Raw genomic sequence first — 20491 nt, 5'->3', positions numbered from 1 at the left:
TTTTCTTAGGTTAATATTAATCATTTGCACCTGATAACATACTGAGTAAATAGTTATATTATCCCAGCTATCGATGAAAGAAATGAGAGGACAGTTCCGTATTATTTTTTTATTACTGTTAACCTTGATAAGTTGCAATACAAACAAGCAGAACAAACTATTTGTTCTAAAAAACTCCAAGGATACCGGGATAAAATTCAAAAATCAACTCAAACAAACCCCAGATCTCAATATCCTAAACTACCTTTATTTTTATAACGGAGCAGGTGTTGCAGCAGGGGACTTCAATGGAGATGGCCTTGTGGACCTCTACTTTACCTCTAACCAAGAATCGGACAGATTATACTTAAACCAAGGTGATTTCAAATTCGTGGATGTTACCGCTCCATCGCAAATAATCAACAAAACAGGTTGGACCACCGGAGTCACCCAGGCCGATGTCAACAACGATGGTCTTCTCGACATATACGTATGCAAAGTCGGAGATCATGAATCCATCCGAGGTCAAAATCTACTCTTCATCAATCAAGGAAATAACGAACAAGCTATCCCAACATTTAAGGAGGAAGCGGCTAAATATGGATTGGACTTTATAGGATATTCCACCCAAGCAGCCTTTTTTGATTATGACCTGGACGGAGATCTGGATATGTACTTAATGAACCATTCAGTAAATCCAAACCGCTCTTATGGGAAAGGCTCCAAACGAAAAGTAGTGGATTCCATGTCTGGCGATATACTGTTTAAAAATGAAAATGGCCAATACATTGATGCCTCCAAAGAAGCCGGAATATTCCAAGGCACCATTGGCTATGGATTGGGACTTGCCATAAGCGATGTCAACAACGATGGATACCCAGATATTTACATAGGCAACGACTTTTTTGAAAACGATTACCTCTACATCAACCAAAAAGATGGCACATTTAAAGAAACCATTTCTGAAGATGATACAAAGCTCGGTCACACCACCCACTTTTCCATGGGTAACGATATAGCGGACATTAACAACGATGGCCTTTCCGATATTTTATCATTGGACATGCTTCCAGAAGATTTGGAAGCCTATAAAACATCTGGGCTGGAACACCCCTACCCTGTGTATCAACAATATCTAAATAATGGTTTTGCACCTCAATACATGTCAAACGCACTGCATTTAAATTTGGATGGCGAAAACTTTGGGGAAATTGCCAACCTAAGTGGCATTGATGCTACGGAATGGTCTTGGGGAGCACTTTTTGCCGATTATGACAACGACGGTTTCAAAGACCTTTTTATTTCCAACGGAATTCAAGGCGTCACCAACGATATGGATTACATCAACTATATATCCAATGAGGAAATTCAAAAAAACATAGAACAAGGCTTGTCCGACAAGGATATGGAACTTATTGACCGTTTACCCAAGAAAAAAGTACAGAACTATTTCTACAAAAATAAAGGAGGAACGCAGTTCAAAAATGTTACAACTACTTGGGGGCCACAAATAGATTCTTACAGCAACGGCTGTGTATATGCCGATTTGGACAATGATGGCGATTTGGATTTGGTGGTAAACAATGTGAACCAAGATGCCTTTATCATGGAAAATACCCTAAAGGGCAACAATTATCTTAAAATCCAATTTGATGGGAGCCCTAAAAATAAATTCGGCCTTGGTGCAAAAGCAATTGTATTCGGTAAAACCGGAAAATTGGTTCAAGAAAACATCCCTACCCGTGGATTTATGTCCGCCAAGGACAATAGTCTAAACTTTGGTGTTGGCAAAGATTCCATAATTGATTCCATTCAAGTTATTTGGCCTCAAGGAAAGTATCAAACCATTAAAAACGTAAAGGCCAACCAAGTGTTACAACTGTCTTATTCAGATGCATCTGGAAACTATTTTGCAGAAAAAGACAGAGAGTCAACACCCAACTTTTATACCTCATCAGGTAATTTGAACTTTGTCCATAAAGAATATACAACACTCGATTTTGACCGTAATCCTCTCATTCCCTTTGCCTATTCCAACGAGGGCCCATCAATTTCCGTTGGGGATATCAACAACGATGGATTGGATGATATCTTTATCAGTGGGGGCAAAAAACAGGCTTCAAAACTTTATTTACAAGATGCTGAAGGCAATTTCAAAGAACATCAAAATGACATTTTTGAAGAAGATGCCATCAATGAAGATACCAGCCATGTATTTGCGGATATTGATAAGGACGGCGACCTTGATTTGGTAGTGGTCAGTGGCGGAAACGAATTTACCACTGGAAAACCGCTACAACCCAGGCTGTATCGCAACAATGGTGGTCGGCTTTTAAAAGAGAATACCTTAACACAGATTGAAGTCAACGCATCAAAAATAGATGCTGTTGATTTTGACAATGATGGGGATTTGGATTTATGTATTGCTTCCAACGCAGTACCGACACAATTTGGGGCAAAAGCCATTCAATATCTTTTAGAGAATGATGGTACAGGAAGCTTTAAAGAAGTGACCAACTCCTTTGCACCGGAACTTCAAGATGTTGGAAACATAAAAGACTTTGTTTGGAAAGATATTGATGGCAACGGATTCCTAGACCTTATTGTAGCCGGGCATTGGACACCGGTGACAATCTTCCTGAACAACGGAAAACAACTTTCTTCACAAAAAAACAACGGACTTAGCAACACCAACGGCTGGTGGAACACCATTGAATTGGCCGATTTGGACAATGATGGAGATTTGGATATCCTTGCCGGCAATTGGGGGCTCAACACAAAATTCAGTGCATCCCTGGAAAAACCCCTAACGCTCTACATTAACGATTTTGACAATAACGGCTCCATTGAGACTGTAGTCACCCATTTTCACGGGGATCGCGAAACCGCTTTCGCCTCCAAAGATGAGCTGGCCAAACAAATGCCCTTTTTAAACAAAAAATTCCTCTTCTATAAAGATTTTGCAAAAGCCTCTTTGGAAGAGCTTTTTGGAAAAGATAAATTGGAAGAAGCCATCAAAAGAAAAGTATATACGCTCAATACTTCCTATTTTAAAAATGATGGCAGTAATAATTTTACAGAAAAGCAATTGCCGCATTTAGTGCAATCTTCAACCGTGAACGATATTTACTTGGCAAAAAACAATAAAGAAAAGATTAATGAAATATTAATGGTCGGCAATAATTTTGAGATAAGCACCCAACTTGGTAGATTGGATGCTTCACACGGATTTTTACTAGAAAATGACGATCAGGGAAATGTGAGTTGGAAGCAAAACCTGGGAATTTCCGGTGCAGCCAGAAAAATTGAAAAAATAGTTATCAATGGGAAAGAAGCCTTCATTATTACAATGAACAATGATGCCCCCACTTTTTTGGTCAAAAAACAGAACGATAAATGAAACTGAAATATATAGCCGTAAACCTTATTTTGATAGCTCTGGCAGCATGTAACAACCAAGAAACTGCCCAATCAAAAGAAGAGGAAACAACAAAAACCCTTTTTACTCTGTTGAAACCAGAGCAAACAGGTGTGGATTTTATCAACAATGTAGAGAACAAGAAAAATTTCAACATTTTTAAATACCGTAACTTTTACAATGGTGGCGGTGTGGCCATTGGCGATATCAACAATGATGGTCTCCAGGATATTTACCTGACCGGGAACATGGAGCCCAACAGACTTTATTTGAACAAAGGAAACATGAAGTTCGAGGACATCTCCAAAAGTGCAGGTGTTCTGGGGAACAAACCTTGGTCCACAGGGGTGGTCATGGTAGATATCAACCACGATGGCCTGTTGGACATCTATGTCTCCAATGCCGGAAACATGGAAGGCAACAACCACGATAACGACCTATACATCAACAACGGCGACCTAACCTTTACCGAAAAAGCCGAAGAGTACAATTTGGCCAAAACGGGATTTTCAACACACACTTCCTTTTTTGATTACGACAAAGACGGTGACCTCGATGCATACATTCTAAACAACAGCAATATTCCCGTAAGCAGCCTTGGGTATGCGGAGCAGCGCGAAGTGAGGGCACAGGATTGGGAAGGCGTCCCCGACATTTTCAAGGGTGTTGGCGATATGCTTTTGCGCAACGACAACGGTAAATTTGTGGATGTAAGTGAAAAAGCAGGAATCTACGGCAGTTTGATTGGTTTTGGACTTGGTGTACTGGTCACGGACTTTAACGGCGACCTCTATCCAGATATTTATGTTTCCAACGATTTTTATGAGAGAGATTATCTCTACATCAATCAAAAAGACGGTACATTTTCCGAAGAAATCAAAGATCGGACCTCCCATCTGAGCCTTTCCGCCATGGGAATCGATATTGCGGACATTAATAACGATGGGCATAACGATATTTTCATCACCGATATGTTGCCCGAAGAAGAATCCAGGGTAAAATCCGTGATGGAGTTTGAAGGGTACAATGTTTTTGATTTAAAACAAAGTAAAGATTTTGGTCAACAATACATCCAAAACACCTTACAACTCAATAACGGAAACGGTACATTCTCCGAAGTGGCCTATTACAGTGGCGTAGATGCTACCGACTGGAGCTGGGCCGGACTCATGTTCGATATGGACAATGATGGCCTCAAGGACATATTTATCACCAACGGTATCAACCACGACCTTACCGATTTGGACTTTGTAGACTTTTTTGCCAACGAGATTGTTCAAAAAATGGCCCTGACCGGCAAAAAGCAATCCATAGATTCCATCATCAACAAAATGCCGATAAAACCCCAACCAAACTATGCTTACAAGAACAACGGCGATATTACCTTTAAAAATGCCAATAAGGAATGGGGCTTTGAGCTGCCCTCCCGCTCCAATGGTGCCGCTTATGCCGATTTGGACAACGACGGAGATTTGGATTTGGTGATCAATAATGTAAACACACCGGCCTTTATCTATAAAAACAACACAGAATCACAATTGGACAACAATTACATCCAATTAAAGTTCAAAGGTCCGGAAAACAACCCATTTGCCGTGGGCACATTGGCCAAACTCTATTTTGATGGCAACATTGTAAACCAAGAACTGATTCCTTCAAGAGGTTTTCAATCATCCGTTCAGTACGATATGACATTTGGTTTGGGCAAATCTGAAAAACTGGATTCCATTCGCATTGTTTGGCCCGATGAACAAACCCAAAAACTGGAAAATGTAGAGGTCAATCAAGTATTGACATTAGACCATGCCAATGCCACAGAAACTTATACAATTCCCAAAAAGGCAATAAAAAAATCTTTTTTGTCAGAACTGGACAACAATCTAGTTGCCGAGCACAAAGAAGATAATTACAACGATTTTGACTACGAAGGACTGATTTCCCATAAGCTTTCACAAGAAGGCCCATCGTTGACCGTTGGCGATATAAATGGCGATGGAAACGAGGATCTCTTCATTGGAGGGGCAAAAGGGCAATCCGGAACCCTTTACCTACATACAGGGAATGGCAAAGTAACCCCAAAAAAAACAACAGTTTTTGATGAAGACAAAGCATTTGAAGATGTTGCCGCAGCATTTTTTGATGCCGATGGTGATGGAGACCTCGATTTGGTTGTAGGCTCTGGCGGAAACAACGTTGGTCTGGAAAGAAATTATAGGGCACGCTTGTACTTGAATGATGGGAACGGAAACTTTTCAAGATCAGAAAACGAACTACCTTCAACATTCAAAAACATATCCACAATAGCTCCCCAAGATTACGACAATGATGGCGATATGGATCTTTTTATAGGTTCTCGAAGTGTAGTCGGCGTTTATGGCATATCTCCTGACCATCTATTGTTGGAAAATACAGGATACGGTACCTTTAACAATGTGACCGAAAGGTTGGGCTATGACCTCAAAGACGCTGGAATGGTAACCGACTCAAAGTGGGAAGATATGGACGGAGACGGTAAAAAGGACTTGATTGTAACTGCGGAATGGGATACCCCAAAAATTTATAAGAACACAGGCAGAAGGTTATCTAAAATGTCCAGTTCCTTGGATAGTCTTCATGGATGGTGGAACACCGTGGAAACCGCTGATTTGGATGGTGATGGCGACCAAGATTTGATTCTGGGCAACCAAGGGCTGAATCTCCACTACAAACCAACGGAATATGCCCCGATGAAATTGTACATCAACGATTACGACAACAACGGTACCATTGAGCAAATCATGACCATACAAGAAAATGGTGGTGATTATCCCATTCATCAAAAAAGGGAGCTTACAGAACAATTGCCATCACTTAAAAAGCAAAACCTTAAGGCATCGGACTATGCCCACAGGACCATCCAGCAACTTTTCCCAAAAGAGGTAATGGATAAATCCATTGTAAAAAAAGCAGAAACCTCAGCTTCTGTAATAGCAATTAACGAGGGGGGCGGCAAGTTTACCATCAAAAATTTACCGCCAAGAGTGCAATTTTCCTGCGTCTGTGACATCACTTGTACCGATGTGAACAAGGACGGTAATTTGGATTTGATTATGGCGGGCAACAATTATGAGTTCAAACCCCAGTTTTCCCGATTGGATGCCAGCCACGGAAACCTCCTTTTGGGCGATGGCAAGCTAGGGTTTACCTGGCAAGATTATGAGACCAGTGGGTTCAAGGTCAGGGACGAAGTGAAATATTTAAAGCAGTTCAAGGATAAAAATGGTAAAACTTACGTAATTGCGGCCATCAACAACAACAAACCAAAGATTTTCGCCTTAAATGAATAGATTTCTGATCATATTAGTTGTAATAATCCTTGTTGTTTCATGCAAAAAGGGAGGAAGTCTGTTTGAAAATCCTGAGCCTCAAAAAACGGGGGTGGATTTTACCAATACGCTTACCTCTTCCAAAGACTTGAGCATTTTGGATTATCTCTATTTTTACAACGGAGGGGGGGTGTCCGTAGGCGACATCAACAACGATGGTTTACCCGATATTTTCTTCACAGGAAATCAAGTCAAGAACAAATTGTACCTCAACAAAGGCAATCTAAAATTTGAAGATATTTCAAGTGCAGCCGGAATCGAAGGAAACAGCGATTGGAACACGGGCGTTACCATGGCCGATATAAATGGTGATGGCCTCTTGGACATTTACGTTTGTGCGGTGGTCGGCATCAACGGGTTTAACGGTTTCAACGAACTTTACATTAATAACGGGGACAATACGTTTACCGAAAGTGCTGCAAAATATGGGCTTGACTTTGATTCGTACAGTTCCAATGCCGCTTTTTTTGATTATGATCTGGATGGCGACCTTGACCTGTACTTGCTCAACCATGCCGTACATACCCAAAATTCCTTTGGCCGTTTTGACCTGAGGTACGAGCGCCGTTATGAAACAGGGGACAAATTGCTTCGCAACGATAATGGCAAGTTTAAGGATGTTAGTGAAGAGGCAGGCATTTACGGTGGTATCAACGGTTATGGTCTTGGTTTGGCCATTGCTGATTTCAATCAAGATGGGTACCCGGATATTTATGTGGGCAACGATTTTCATGAAGACGATTATTATTACCTCAACAATGGTGATGGCACCTTTACCGAAAGCTTGAAAAAATATTTTGGGCACACCTCCCGCTTTTCCATGGGCAACGATGTGGCCGACATCAACAATGATGGGCGACCTGATTTGCTGTCCTTGGATATGCTTCCTGAAGATGAAGTTGCCCTAAAATCTTCTGAAGGAGATGATAATATCCAGACCCAAAAAATGCGGATCGATCGTTTTGGGTATCATTATCAGTTTACACGTAATATGTTGTTCGTAAACCAGCCCGATGGAAACTTTATGGAAACGGCCTTAATGAGTGGTATTGCGGCAACTGATTGGAGTTGGAGTGCCCTTTTTGGCGACTACGACCTTGATGGCCAACAAGATGTGTTTATTTCCAATGGGATTCCGAAAAGGCCCAACGATTTGGATTTCATCAAATTTGTTTCCAACGACCAAATCCAGCAAAAAATGGACAACACCAAACTTGTGGATCAACAGGCTTTGGATTTAATGCCCTCGGGCAATGTCCATAATTATGTCTTTAAAGGAGGTAAAGACCTTCATTTTGAGGACATGTCCAATAAATGGATTACCAAAGACACACTTGTTTCTGGAGCAACGGCCATAGGCGATTTGGATAATGATGGGGATTTGGATTTGGTAACGAACAATATCAATCAGCCTGCCACCTTTTATATCAATAAAACAAACGACAGAGGCAATTACCTGAAACTAAAGTTCAATTACACCGAAAAAAATATTTTCGGGATTGGAACCAAGGTTTATTCCTATCAAAATGGTAGCCTACAATTCAAAGAATTGTTCCCTACCCGAGGTTTTCAAGCATCTTCTGAACCAATGATACATTTTGGTTATAAGAATGTATCGGAAATAGATTCGATTAAAATCATTTGGCCCAACAAGACCAATCAGGTATTAAAAAATGTAGCCGTAAACCAAACGCTTACAGTAGCACCAAAAAACACTAGACCTTTTGATTACCATTCCCTTCGAGAAACTAAAAAACAGTTATTCAGTCCAGTCGACGGCAACCTAGGTTTGGATTTTACGCATACGGAGGACAACTACACCGACTTTAACCGTGAAAAACTGATACCCTACCAAATATCCGATAGAGGTCCAGCATTGGCCATAGGTGACTTAAATGGGGATGGAATGGGCGACATTTTCTTTGGAGGTTCCAAATACGAGCCTTCGCAAATTTTTGTGAAACAAGATTCAATCTTTATAAAGCAAAAGTTCGACAGTCTCCAAAAGGATTCCATTCAAGAAAATGTTTCGGCCACCATTGCTGACTTTAACGGTGATGGAAAAAATGATTTGATCACAACTTCGGGGGGCGGTGATTTTTATGGAAAATCCGAACCATTATTGGATGCCCATTATGTTCAAAAGGATACTGTTTTTGAACATACAAAACTGCCAGAATTCTATCAAAATTCATCCGTTGTAAAACCTTTTGATTTTGACAATGATGGTGATTTGGATGTTTTTATTGGCGGACACACAATTACCGCCAAGTTTGGAGCGCCAGCTAATTCTTATCTACTCGTAAATGAGAATGGAAAATTTAAAGTCAACACAAATCTTGATGGGTTTTCCAAAGGAATGGTAACCGATGCCATTTGGAGCGATTTTGATGGGGATGGCAGCATCGACCTTATTTTGGTGGGAGAATGGATGTCCCCCAAGTTTTTAAAGCAACAAAACGGTTCTTTTACCCAAGTAGAGCAGGTTAACATTTCTGGACTATGGCAAGCCATCGAGGCTTTTGATATAGATGATGACGGAGATATGGATTATCTGCTTGGCAACTGGGGCACCAACTCCAAGTTCAAGGCTTCAGAAGAACATCCGATGCAATTATATTTCAACGATTTTGATGATAACGGTCAAACCGAAACGGTAACGGCCATGGAGAAAAATGGCAACTATTATCCTTTGGAGACATTGGATGGCTTGGCATCACAAATGGTGTATTTGAAAAAGAAATACACTACATACAAATCTTTTGCCGGTGACACCATGGAAGAAATATTCGGAGGGGATGTATTGAATTCATCAACCTTATTGGAGGTCAATACATTAAAATCGGGATATTTGCGAAATGATGACGGCAACTTTGTTTTTGTCCCCTTTAAAAATGAGCTTCAAGTAGCTCCAATCATGTCATTTTTAATAGATGATTTTGATGGTGACGGCAATACCGAGGTGCTCGTTGGCGGCAATTACTTTGGAGTAAAACCCTATCACGGTAGATTGGATTCGTTTCCAGGGGCACTCATCCAAAGTGAAAGCAACATTGTTTTGGGCAACCTATTGGGATTGGATTTTACCAAAAAATCAATTCGACATTTAAAAACAATAACACTTAACAAACAAAAATATTTGTTAGCTGTATTCAATAACGATAAAGCACAAGTCTATAAAATCAATGATTAATCGCAAGGCCATGAAAAAAAGAATAAGTTTAATCGCAGCACTAGTGTTGGTTTTGGCATCATGTCAAAAAAAACAGGAGCCCGTTGAAGTCTCCCCGGAAGAACTCCATGCATCCGTGGACAAAGTGATCGAAATAATGATCCATGATATATTCTCACCTCCTGTGGCCAGTAGAATATTTGCGTACTCCAATATTGCGGCATACGAAATTATAGCCAAGAAAAACGAAAAATACAAGTCCTTGGCGGGTCAGGTTACCGATTTGAAAAGTATTCCAGAGCCAAAAAACAGTGAGAACATCAATTACGAAATGGCAGCCTTGATCGCTCACATGGATATTAGCAAAAGACTGATTTTTTCCGAAGAAAGAATGGAAAGCTTTAGGGACAGTCTCTATACCATTTGGATGGATAAAAACGAAACGGTTTTTAATGCCAGCAAGGAATACGGATTGGAAGTTGCTGACTTTGTCGGGGACTGGATGAACAAGGACAACTACAAGGAAACACGCACCATGCCCAAGTTTTCCGTGGACTCTGATGACCCATCGCGCTGGCAACCCACTCCCCCGGCCTACATGAACGGTATTGAACCGCATTGGGATAAAATCCGCCCATTCGCAATCGACTCGGCGCAGCAGTTCAAGCCCATACCGCCACCAGAATTCTCCATGGAAGAAGACTCTGATTTTTACAAAGAGGTGATGGAAGTCTACGAAGTGAGAAAAAGCATGGTAGGCAAAGGAGATAAATCGGAAGAAATAGCCATTGCCCAGTTTTGGGATTGTAATCCTTATGTTTCCGTAACCCGCGGACATTTAATGTTCGCCACAAAGAAAATTACCCCGGGAGCTCACTGGATAGGCATTGCCAAAATAGCTTCGAGAAAAACAAATGCCGATTTTGCCAAAACGGTTTACGCTTACACCAAAACCTCCATTGCCATTGCAGACGCCTTTATAAGCTGTTGGGATGAAAAATACAGAAGTAATCTTATACGCCCGGAAACGGTAATCAACGAATATATTGATGACAGTTGGGAACCTGTGCTACAAACACCTCCGTTCCCAGAATATACAAGTGGGCACAGTGTAGTATCGGGGGCAGCGGCCATAGCCCTAACCGATATCTTCGGTGATAACTTTGCCTTTGACGACGACACCGAAGTAGCCTACGGTTTGCCCGTACGTTCCTTCACCTCTTTTAACCACGCATCCGATGAGGCAGCATTGAGCCGAATGTATGGCGGTATCCATTACCGAGCGGCCATTGAGGTAGGGATTAAGCAAGGAAGGGATCTTGGGAAATTTATAGTGGACAAATTGGATATGACAAAAGGCTAATCCGTATTTTTGCTCCTTAGTTATGAAGAAGATTATTTCAATAATCCTAGCCCTTGTGGTGGGAGCAGTTTTGTGGTATCTATTTTTAAAGCCCCAGGATTATCAGGTCAATTTTGAGGCAAAAGCCATTCCGGGAACCCTATTCGAAACCGTAAAGGCTTGGAACCATGGTTTTGATTCCGTGGTCCCGGTGGAGTACATAAGCCCAAGCCATTTTAAGCAGACCATTGTAGTGAACGATTCTCTTCATGAGTACGAATGGAAGATAGACCGGGTACACGATTCGCTGAGTGAAGTTCAGGTAAATATCAAGGATACCTATAATTCCATTGGCAACAGGCTTGCTGTACCATTTTCCGATACGGATTTTGAAAAAGGCTCCAGAAAATTGCTTTTGGACTTTAACAGTTTTCTGAACGAACATCTTGAAGGATTCAACTATTCCATAGAAGGGGAAGCTGAGATATTTTCCTCATTTTGTGCTTGCGTCAAGCTAAAGACCACGCCCGAAAACAAGGCCAAAGGCATGATGGCCAACTATAGCTTCTTAGATGGCATCCTTGCCCAAAATGAAGTTCAACTAAATGGCCCTCCATTTGTAGAGGTGTTGGACTGGGATTTGGAAAACAATAGTCTTTCCTATAATTTTTGCAATCCCATCATCCGTTCGGAAAAACTTCCAAACCACCCTGATATTGAATACAAGCGCATCTTTAGTAAAAATGCCATTAAAGCGGTTTACCATGGAAACTATATCACTTCCGACCGCGCATGGTACGCACTATTGGATCATGCCAATGAAAATAATATCCCTGTAGAGAAAAAACCTATAGAGGTTTTCCATAATAACCCTAACATGGGTGGTAATGAGTTACAATGGACTACAGAGGTATATATGCCCATAAAAGAATCCGATGAATAAACTTGTCCTTGGTTTTTTTCTGATGGTGGTCCAAACTTGTGACCAAAAGACTTATTTGAGTGAATTGGATCCCTTATCCAAATTCCCCTCCGAGCTCAAAGAAGTCTCTGGGGTGGAAATTGCTGCTGATGGGAATATTTGGGTCATTGAAGATAGCGGGAACAAAGACAAAATATATAAGGTTGGCAGGGATGGTGACATCAAAGAATCCTTAAAGATAGACCACGCCAAAAACAGGGATTGGGAAGATTTGGCAAAAGATGTTAATGGCAACCTTTACATTGGTGATTTTGGCAACAATGATAATGAACGTAAGGATTTGCTCATTTACAAGATTCCCAAGGATGAAATGGGCAAAAAGGAGCCCAATGCCGACAAGATTGGGTTCAAATATCCACTGCAGAAAGATTTTCCACCTAAAAGAGACAGTTTATATTTTGATACCGAGGGCTTTTTTCATCTTAATGATTACCTCTACATTTTTACTAAAAACCGTACGAGGCCGTATAGTGGAGAAACCTTGGTTTATAGGGTTCCGGATAGAAAAGGTGAATACGAAGCTGAATTTTTGGGAACCCTCTTTTTATGTGCAGACCAAGACCATTGCTCGGTGACCAGCGCCGATATTTCCCCTAACGGAAACACCATTGCTCTGTTGAGCTATGGCTTTGTGTTTTTGCTCACCGATTTTAGTGCTCCCGATTTCAGCAAGTCATCTATCAAAATCATTGATTTAAACACCCCCACTCAGGTTGAATCGGTTTGCTTTGTGGATAACAAAACACTTCTTATCGCCGATGAAGAGAACAACCACGGAGGTAGAAGTCTTTATGAATTAAAGCTCGATTAAAACCCAAATCCAAGACCAAAGGCAAAGCGCAGGCCATCTGTACTGTTGAAAAGTCCAAGATTCGCAGATACTACATCGGCACCGTTCAAGAAAAATCCTCCTCCGTAAGAATTGTGCCATTTGTCTGATTCCTCCCCGGGAAACCACACACGGCCGTAATCAAAACCTCCATAAACCCCAGGATTCACAGGTAACAGCCCAGTTTTCACGCTTCTAAAACTGTATCGAAGGTCCGTGTTTTGAAAATATGCCGTTTTACCCGTAAATCGTTGAAAGCGAAATCCACGTAGACCATTATTGCCCCCTATACTGGCAGCTTGGTAAAACTCGTAGCCATCCCCAATGGTAAAATGCCCTTTGAACTTAGTCGCCAAAACCAAACGCCCATCAGCAGTTAACCTGTGGTCCATAGAAAATGAAGGGATTATATACCCAAACGATCTTGATGAATCATCCAGATTAGTTTTAAAACCACCTTCCAGCGAAAATCCCATTCCCAAAGTGGGAAACGCCTCGTTATCAGTATTGGAGTAACTATACACTGCATCGACCCCAAAGAAACTCAAATGGTTTTCTTCCCCATTTTCAATATAAAATTCATTGACGAACCTATTCTCCGTCTCTTCAATCTCAATATTTTCATAAGCTAGGCCCAACCTAACTTTAGACCCTAAAAATCCGCGCCAAACCAGGGAAGGCGCAAACTTCAAGGTCCGAACCCGTACCCTATTGTAGTCCAGCCCCAAGGGTTCATCATCGTCATTGTTTACCGTTTCATTCCCAAATCCGAAAAAATTACGGGTAAAGTTGGGACTGGTAAACCGAGCATGGACCTCAAGGTTGACCTTATTAAATATATGGGCAAACTCACCCCTGTACCCTAAATCAAATCCATCGGTAGCAAAATAATAGGCTGCGTTGAATGTATGTTGTTGTGTAAAGGGGTTTTTCCTGAATCCATTAAAGGTATAGGTATCGGTCAATCCTATTCTGACACCATCATCGGGATTGTAACCAATAGTGGGCAATACTTGGTTATTGCTGCCTTTTACATTTAAAAATTCGTAGGTATTGGTATCGTAATCATCAATTAGGTTTATGTTCCCTCCATAGGCACCATCAAAAGTATTTTTCTTGCTCTTAAAGTCGTAAACGAACAATTTTTTGGGGTTTTCCGAGATTTTGTACACATCATTGTTTTGCCCCCCAGCTATACGCACCTTTATTTTTGATGTTTCCGTATCGGCATCGAACACATCATCATCATCCAAACCATAGATCCAAATTTCTTTTGTGTAATTGGGACTATACACTTTATTAAAGAACAAATCCGTGTATTCGCCTCCTTTTATCCGGTAAGCTTTCACCTCAACATCACCATTGGGCAAGGAAACTATGTTGAAATAATCATCTTTATCCGTTCCCGTAACCACGCTATATTTGTTTAATACGGCATAATAGTCCATTGCCGTTTGGACAAGTGTGTTTTTTCTGGCCAGAAGAATATTCTTGATCTCGGTCAAGGTTTCGTCCCTAACCTCTTCGGGAAAGGCCAAAAACGCATCGTCAATAATGTCAGCGTCCAAGTTTTGTTGAATAAACTTGGCTTGATCTATCCACACATCCAGATCCGTTTCAGACAATAGTGCCATATCCAAAGCGAATGTTCTAGGTGATGATGTAAATCCTTTTACGCTTCTTATTTTTTTGTGAAACCCTTCGAAAATACGTAGTGCAGGCACAGCTCTGGAGCCAAAATTCATGATAAGGCCGTCTCCCCAACGAGAAAATACCTGATCTCTATCTCTTGGAATTGGTTTATATACTTTATTGCCCTCTTCAGTTTCAAATTCGGCCCATCTCCATTGATCCACATGCCTATCCCAATCCCCAACGAGAATATCGAACAAGCGGGCCTTTACGTATTCTTTCTGGTCGATGCTATACTCCTCATCCTCCCTCAACTTATCCATGAGGTCATACGTACTTTCAATTTTTTTTGTGTAGCCAAAGCTTTCCAAATTGTCATGGCCATCCGAAACATGCTCCTCGATCATATAAAGCATGTCCCCAAACTCCTTGTTAAAGTCTCCCAAAACGGATTGCTTGGGCACATAATACAGCTTAGGATTGGTATGGTACATGCCCAGCGCATCAGAAATTTTACCTATGGTAAAAGGAGCGTACGGATGCGCTCCCGTATATAGGTCCAGCAATAATTTTTCCGTATAGGTATCCGAAAACTGGCCAATAATGTACTGATCTTGGAAGGCAATGGCCTGAAGGTACCTTTCGGCACTTTTCCGCAATCCCCGCATCACATATTCCCTACCCTCCTTATCAGCTAATCTCAAAGAATTGGATTGATTGCCCCCTCCCTTTCTTACAACGGTCAAACCTCCAAAAAGGGTATCCAAACGTACGGTAGGCGCCTTTACCTTGGTGGCGTAGTATTTTCTGTACCGCTCTCCCCACAACCATTTATGAAAACGACTTTTTTTAATCTCTTCGGGAGCATAAACGGATGCCATTTTGTACGCTGGAAAATCACTGGGCAATTCCACTGGTTTTGTAGACCTATCTGCTGGAAGTACTTCGGTTTGATACAATAAGGTAGTTGAATTGGTATCTGCCCCATAAAACCCCACCTGAGACGAACCGTCTTTGTACACCTTCAAAATGGCATATCCATTTTTTCCTGTTGAAAACTTGCTTCCGTTCAATAATCGGGTTGACCCGGTTTTTGCACCAGAACCACTTACAATTTGTGGTTTTCCGTACTCCTCAATATACTGTAGTGTGTGCTCGTGCCCAGAAACAAAGATAATCTTGTCCGAATATTGTGAAAGAGTTACGATCCTATTCTTTAACTCATTGTACTTTTTATTGGAAAGATCTTCTATTGTGGCGCCCGAAGTTTTTCTCAGAAGGTTGATTGCGGTTCCCAAAATGGGCATGGGTACTTTGCCCCCGCTGGGATACATGCCTTGCTCGAATGAAAATTGACCACCATGCGAACCATAGGAAAACATAGGGTGATGCATTGCTATGACCACTGTTTTATCCCTGTTCTTTTTAATCAGGCTTTCCAGTTCTTCAAAAAAACGCCCCCTGTCCTTTATTTCACATTCATCGTTGATGCTCGGATGCTTGTCCCAATCGACAAGGTACCATTCCGTATCAATGGCAATGACCATAACTTTATCATTGATTTCTATTTTTTCAATGGGGCATCCATTCTCCGGTTGAAAAGCGTCGTTGTTGTCCAATACATCTTCAACATATTTTTCTTCCCGTTTGAGCCCATCCAACCCATCGCTGTACCAGTCGTGGTTCCCAGGAATAAAAATGGTATTCCCTTTAAAGGATTCCAAAGTGGCCAACTGTGCATCCAAATAGTGTTTGGAGCGTTCATGGCCTACAGGGTCATCGTCCTTGTCCACAAATCCGGTAGGATATATGTTATCTCCCAAAAAAATGGCCGTACTGTTCCTATCGGCAGCATCAAGAACTTTTTTAAACTTTTTTAAGGTAGGGTTCAATTCACCCATTGGGGATTTACCCGCATCTCCAATCAAATAAAAGGTATGTTCAACCTCTTTTTCAACTAGGGCGGCATTCGCATAAAAAGGCGCTGCATATTTTGTTTCGTAGGTCGCACAACCGGACGCCAAAACAATCAAAAAAACCAGCAAGTAATGTTTCTTCATATCCACGAGGTTGATTCCAAAATTTTGTAATTTGGATAATTCAAACATACAGCCATGTCGGAAATTGTTGAAAACACCAAACACTTCGTTTCTAAACTGTTAACGGAAGAGCTTGACCCCAGGTTCTTGTACCACAACTTGCGACATACCCAACGAGTGGTCAAAAGTACTAAAGAATTACTCAATTACTACAAACTGGAGAGGGTTGAAAACGAAAGGTTATTGTTGGCTGCTTGGTTCCACGATGTTGGCCATGTAAAAGGCTGGAAAGACCATGAGGAAAATAGCTGTGAAATTGCCAGGAATTTTCTTGGCAAAAATGACTACGATCCCGAAGGCATTGAGCAAGTCTGCTCCTTGATCATGGTTACAAAAATGTGCAACGAACCCACCAACCTTATGGAAGGTATTATCCGTGATGCCGATATATCCCATTTTGCAAAAAAAAGCTACTGGGAAACCACGGATTTTTTAAAGGAAGAACTCAGAGAATTGGGCATTGCTGATTATTCCGCTAAAGAATGGCGGGACAAAAACATTAAAATGTTCCGGACAAAGCATAATTTTTTTACCGATTATGCCAAGGAGAATTGGGAGGAAGGAAAGCAACAGAATCTAAAGAAGCTCCTAAAAGAAAAGAAGGAAGAAAAAAAGATTGCCAAAAAAGAAGCTCTAAAGGCAAAATACAAAAGTGAGAGTCCGGACAGAAGTGTGCAGACTTTGTACAGGGTCACTTTAAGAAACCACCTTAAACTGAGTGATATTGCCGATACAAAAGCGAATATTTTATTGTCCGTCAATGCCATTATAATTTCGTTGGTGCTGGCCAACTTGCTCACCAAACTGGACAACCCATCAAACACATATATGATCTACCCCACATTTATATTGATCATGTTCAGTGTTGTTTCCATGGTCCTATCCGTTTTGGCCACACGACCAAATATTACAAGTGGTAAGTTTACTAAAGAGGATGTGGAAAATAAGAGGGTAAACCTGCTGTTTTTTGGCAACTTCCATAAAATGGAGCTTGAAGAATATGAATGGGCCTTGCAAGAGCTTGTCAAGGACAAAGATTACGTGTATTCCTCACTTACCAAGGACCTTTATTATTTGGGTATTGTCCTGAACAGAAAATACAAGATACTTCGGATTACCTACAATATTTTTATGATAGGCATGATTATCTCCGTAATTTCCTTTGGGATTGCCTTTCGGTTTTTTGGCCCCGATAGGCTTTTGTTCTAAGTCTTAGGAGCTCAGTTCCTCCATAAGGTCATCGTAGGTATAGGTGCGCTCGGATTTTTTATCTTTTTGATATAAAATCTCTGCCCTGATGGCCTTTAACCCAGATACACCTTGTACACCCTCCAACTCTACAATTTCGATATTGTTGGTAAAATACCCTTTTGCCTTTAAAAAGCTGATGTAGCGCATATACTCCTTTTCATCCTTGCGCTGTGAGTATACAATGGCAAGTTTGCCTTTTTGCGTAAGACGTTCATTGGTGCCTTTTATAAAGGACTTGTCTATACGTTTTTTAATGACTTCGTATCTGGCATTGTAGGTGCCATCAACATCAAAACGCTTTTCATCCATTCTAAAGCGGATAGCCAACGAGGTACTATATACCAAAACCAATGATGCCACATCCAACTTAACCGGCAGGTGCGGTTTTAGGCTGTAGTATTTGTTCTCCATTTCGCACATTACCTGGAGCTGCCACAACCTTAGGTTGCTCAAAAAAAGTTCGTTGAACTCCTTATCCTTGGTTATGGATTTTCCAATGTACATATTGTGTTCCACACCATCGGTTTTGTAACGCTCAAAATAGTGCGGGAACATCTCTTGGGCTTCTTCCTGTCTTTTGTCCAGAAGAGCTGCGAGTTTCATGTTGGCCTCCATCACACTGTTGTCGTAGTTTCTACGATGATCATAATAGCTTTCGGTGGCCTTGTCAATCTTCTCGTTGTATTTTTCCAGTAAACCGGCAATTTCGGCATCTTCTTTTTGAAGATGGTCAAAAACGGGGTCCACTTCTTCTTTCACAAAATCAAAAACGGCCTGTTCGGTGTGCGTAAACAAGGCTTCTTTTACCTCATTCAAATAATTGTTTACCCGAAACATCAATTCCTCATAGATGGGCAGCTTGTATTTTTTAAAAGCAATCTCCAGTACATCATTGATTTCTGACAGTTGGATCATAAGATCTCTTTGTATGGCTAGATTGCGCTCTTGCGCAGAGTCTTTGATGTCAATCTGTCCATATAAAGGATACACATCCTTGAAAACAATTTCCTTGAACACAGGTTCGTTGCCCGTCAACTCATCTGCCATAAACCGTTTGGCCTCTTCTTGGAACTTCCAATACACGGATGGGTGCACGGAAGTACATTCGTGCTGGATCACGGCATCGATCAAGTTCTCCTCTTCCTCAATGGTTCGCATTACGGCCGCAACAATGTATGGCATTACATCATCCAGCTTGTTTGCATTAACACTGTTGAGCTCGTTCACTTTGCCGGATACCAGCTCCAGTACCCCCAATAAGTTTCCATTTACGGCAATCGGGGCCAAAATAGCACTTTTAATGCCTTGCTCCATCAGGCTTTTATAGGGCTGGGTCTCTCCTTTTGATCCTTCAAAATATTTTTCGACATTGGATATGGCGAAGTATTTGTTTTCTTTGAACAGCTTATCATGGGTATAATTGCAGAACATGGAATCACAATCTTCCATATCCTTGCCATTGAGGATGTAACTTTCCATTCCCTTGCCATATATCTTAAAAAAGCGATTGGCGCTGGAATCGTACCCAGAAAAACCCACTTTTATATCGCTAAGATTAAAAAAGGACCTAAAGGTATCTTCAAAGCTCTCCATAAAAGTCGTATTTCCCCTTTGGGCGCGACCTATCAAAGTTGACTTTATCTCCGAAACAGAATGTTCGGTAGTTACATCGAACATATTGGAAATAACAAAACCTTTGGCAATAAAGCTATTTGGCGGAATTTTCTCTTTCCAAATATCCAGATTGTAAAAATTGTCCAACAACTCATCCACATCATCTTGAGAAAGCTCCTTTGCCTTTTCGGTTGGAATGATTTCCATAAAATCCGCATTGTACAAAATCCTGTACCTGCGCATCACCCCATTGGTATCCGGTATGTCGTAAAAGAAAGGACGTTTAAAGTCCAATTTAAAACCGTAATAAAACTGGAGGATTACAGCACATCTCATAATGTAATCGAACTCCCTGGGAATATTGGTTATTTCAAGGTCAAAATCCTCACCGGCATCCTTCAATATTTGGCGAAAACGCTCGGATGAATTGAACACCAAGTTCTCAAAAGGAGTAGATGCGGTTTTAATTTCATTTTTTGTCAAAATCGGAGAAAAAGAATCTTCCAAAATAATTCGGATAACATCCTTGTATTTATCCAATAAGGACAAATCGGTAAAACCATCCCTCAACTCTGGGAAGGGCGCCTGAGTATCCAGCACATATTTTGCCCTTTCGGCAATATGCGGATTGGAGCTTTCCAATTGCTCATCGTAATGTTCCAACAATTTATTGAAACTTACAAGTTGAACCAGAGGGCTTTCCGAATTGAGGTTGTGCTTCATACCCTTGTTAGTCGAGGTTTAGACATCAAAGTTACAAAAAGTAAAAATGCGGGGCCATTAATGGATATCTTTATGGACAAATCGT

The 20491-nt window shown here is 41.1% G+C and carries 9 protein-coding genes; 7 read left to right on the top strand and 2 right to left on the bottom strand.

What is annotated here, in order from left to right:
- Window positions 1-73 precede the first annotated feature (73 nt).
- From VM932_RS05330 to VM932_RS05305, 6 genes are read left to right on the top strand one after another with little or no spacing between them, the layout of a single operon-like run.
- Window positions 74-3379 (top strand): VCBS repeat-containing protein, encoded by a 3306-nt coding sequence (locus VM932_RS05330; protein WP_326277529.1) that lies wholly within the window; start codon window positions 74-76, stop codon window positions 3377-3379.
- A complete protein-coding gene (locus VM932_RS05325) occupies window positions 3376-6723 on the top strand; it encodes a VCBS repeat-containing protein (protein ID WP_326277528.1) in 3348 nt (1115 codons plus the stop codon). The genes VM932_RS05330 and VM932_RS05325 overlap by 4 nt, the downstream gene beginning before the upstream one ends.
- Window positions 6716-9955: a VCBS repeat-containing protein gene (locus VM932_RS05320; RefSeq protein ID WP_326277527.1), complete on the top strand. Its 3240-nt coding sequence runs from the start codon at window positions 6716-6718 to the stop codon at window positions 9953-9955. Before VM932_RS05325 ends, VM932_RS05320 begins: the two co-directional genes overlap by 8 nt.
- A 10-nt stretch (window positions 9956-9965) precedes the next feature.
- Window positions 9966-11297, top strand: coding sequence for a vanadium-dependent haloperoxidase (locus VM932_RS05315; RefSeq protein ID WP_326277526.1), 1332 nt, complete (start codon window positions 9966-9968; stop codon window positions 11295-11297).
- 22 nt (window positions 11298-11319) lie between these two features.
- Window positions 11320-12219 carry a GyrI-like domain-containing protein gene (locus tag VM932_RS05310; protein WP_326277525.1) on the top strand — a complete coding sequence of 300 codons (900 nt, stop codon included), beginning with the start codon at window positions 11320-11322 and terminating at the stop codon, window positions 12217-12219.
- Window positions 12220-12274: 55 nt separating this feature from the next.
- Window positions 12275-13069 carry a hypothetical protein gene (locus VM932_RS05305; RefSeq protein ID WP_326277524.1) on the top strand — a complete coding sequence of 265 codons (795 nt, stop codon included), beginning with the start codon at window positions 12275-12277 and terminating at the stop codon, window positions 13067-13069.
- Here the strand turns inward: VM932_RS05305 and VM932_RS05300 are convergent.
- Window positions 13066-16779 (bottom strand): metallophosphoesterase, encoded by a 3714-nt coding sequence (locus tag VM932_RS05300; protein WP_326277523.1) that lies wholly within the window; start codon window positions 16777-16779, stop codon window positions 13066-13068. The two genes, VM932_RS05305 and VM932_RS05300, sit on opposite strands and share 4 nt — an antisense overlap.
- 54 nt (window positions 16780-16833) lie before the next feature.
- Here VM932_RS05300 and VM932_RS05295 point away from each other — a divergent pair, with 54 nt between their 5' ends.
- A complete protein-coding gene (locus VM932_RS05295; protein ID WP_326277522.1) occupies window positions 16834-18027 on the top strand; it encodes a Pycsar system effector family protein in 1194 nt (397 codons plus the stop codon).
- Window positions 18028-18030: 3 nt separating this feature from the next.
- Here VM932_RS05295 and VM932_RS05290 read toward each other — a convergent pair whose 3' ends face one another.
- Window positions 18031-20406: a GAF domain-containing protein gene (locus VM932_RS05290; protein WP_326277520.1), complete on the bottom strand. Its 2376-nt coding sequence runs from the start codon at window positions 20404-20406 to the stop codon at window positions 18031-18033.
- Window positions 20407-20491: the final 85 nt, after the last annotated feature.

Origin of the sequence: Flagellimonas halotolerans, from assembly GCF_035818535.1 — a bacterium.
GTDB lineage: Bacteria > Bacteroidota > Bacteroidia > Flavobacteriales > Flavobacteriaceae > Flagellimonas > Flagellimonas halotolerans.
Note: the sequence above shows the minus strand (reverse complement) of the source record. Positions and strands in the feature narration are given on the sequence as shown.

What these genes read in the sequence shown, in the direction of transcription:
- VM932_RS05300 (WP_326277523.1), bottom strand. Translation starts at nt 16,779, where the DNA reads ATGAAGAAACATTACTTGCTGGTTTTTTTGATTGTTTTGGCGTCCGGT.
- VM932_RS05290 (WP_326277520.1), bottom strand. Translation starts at nt 20,406, where the DNA reads ATGAAGCACAACCTCAATTCGGAAAGCCCTCTGGTTCAACTTGTAAGT.
- VM932_RS05320 (WP_326277527.1), top strand. Translation starts at nt 6,716, where the DNA reads ATGAATAGATTTCTGATCATATTAGTTGTAATAATCCTTGTTGTTTCA.
- VM932_RS05295 (WP_326277522.1), top strand. Translation starts at nt 16,834, where the DNA reads ATGTCGGAAATTGTTGAAAACACCAAACACTTCGTTTCTAAACTGTTA.
- VM932_RS05330 (WP_326277529.1), top strand. Translation starts at nt 74, where the DNA reads ATGAAAGAAATGAGAGGACAGTTCCGTATTATTTTTTTATTACTGTTA.
- VM932_RS05310 (WP_326277525.1), top strand. Translation starts at nt 11,320, where the DNA reads ATGAAGAAGATTATTTCAATAATCCTAGCCCTTGTGGTGGGAGCAGTT.
- VM932_RS05325 (WP_326277528.1), top strand. Translation starts at nt 3,376, where the DNA reads ATGAAACTGAAATATATAGCCGTAAACCTTATTTTGATAGCTCTGGCA.
- VM932_RS05315 (WP_326277526.1), top strand. Translation starts at nt 9,966, where the DNA reads ATGAAAAAAAGAATAAGTTTAATCGCAGCACTAGTGTTGGTTTTGGCA.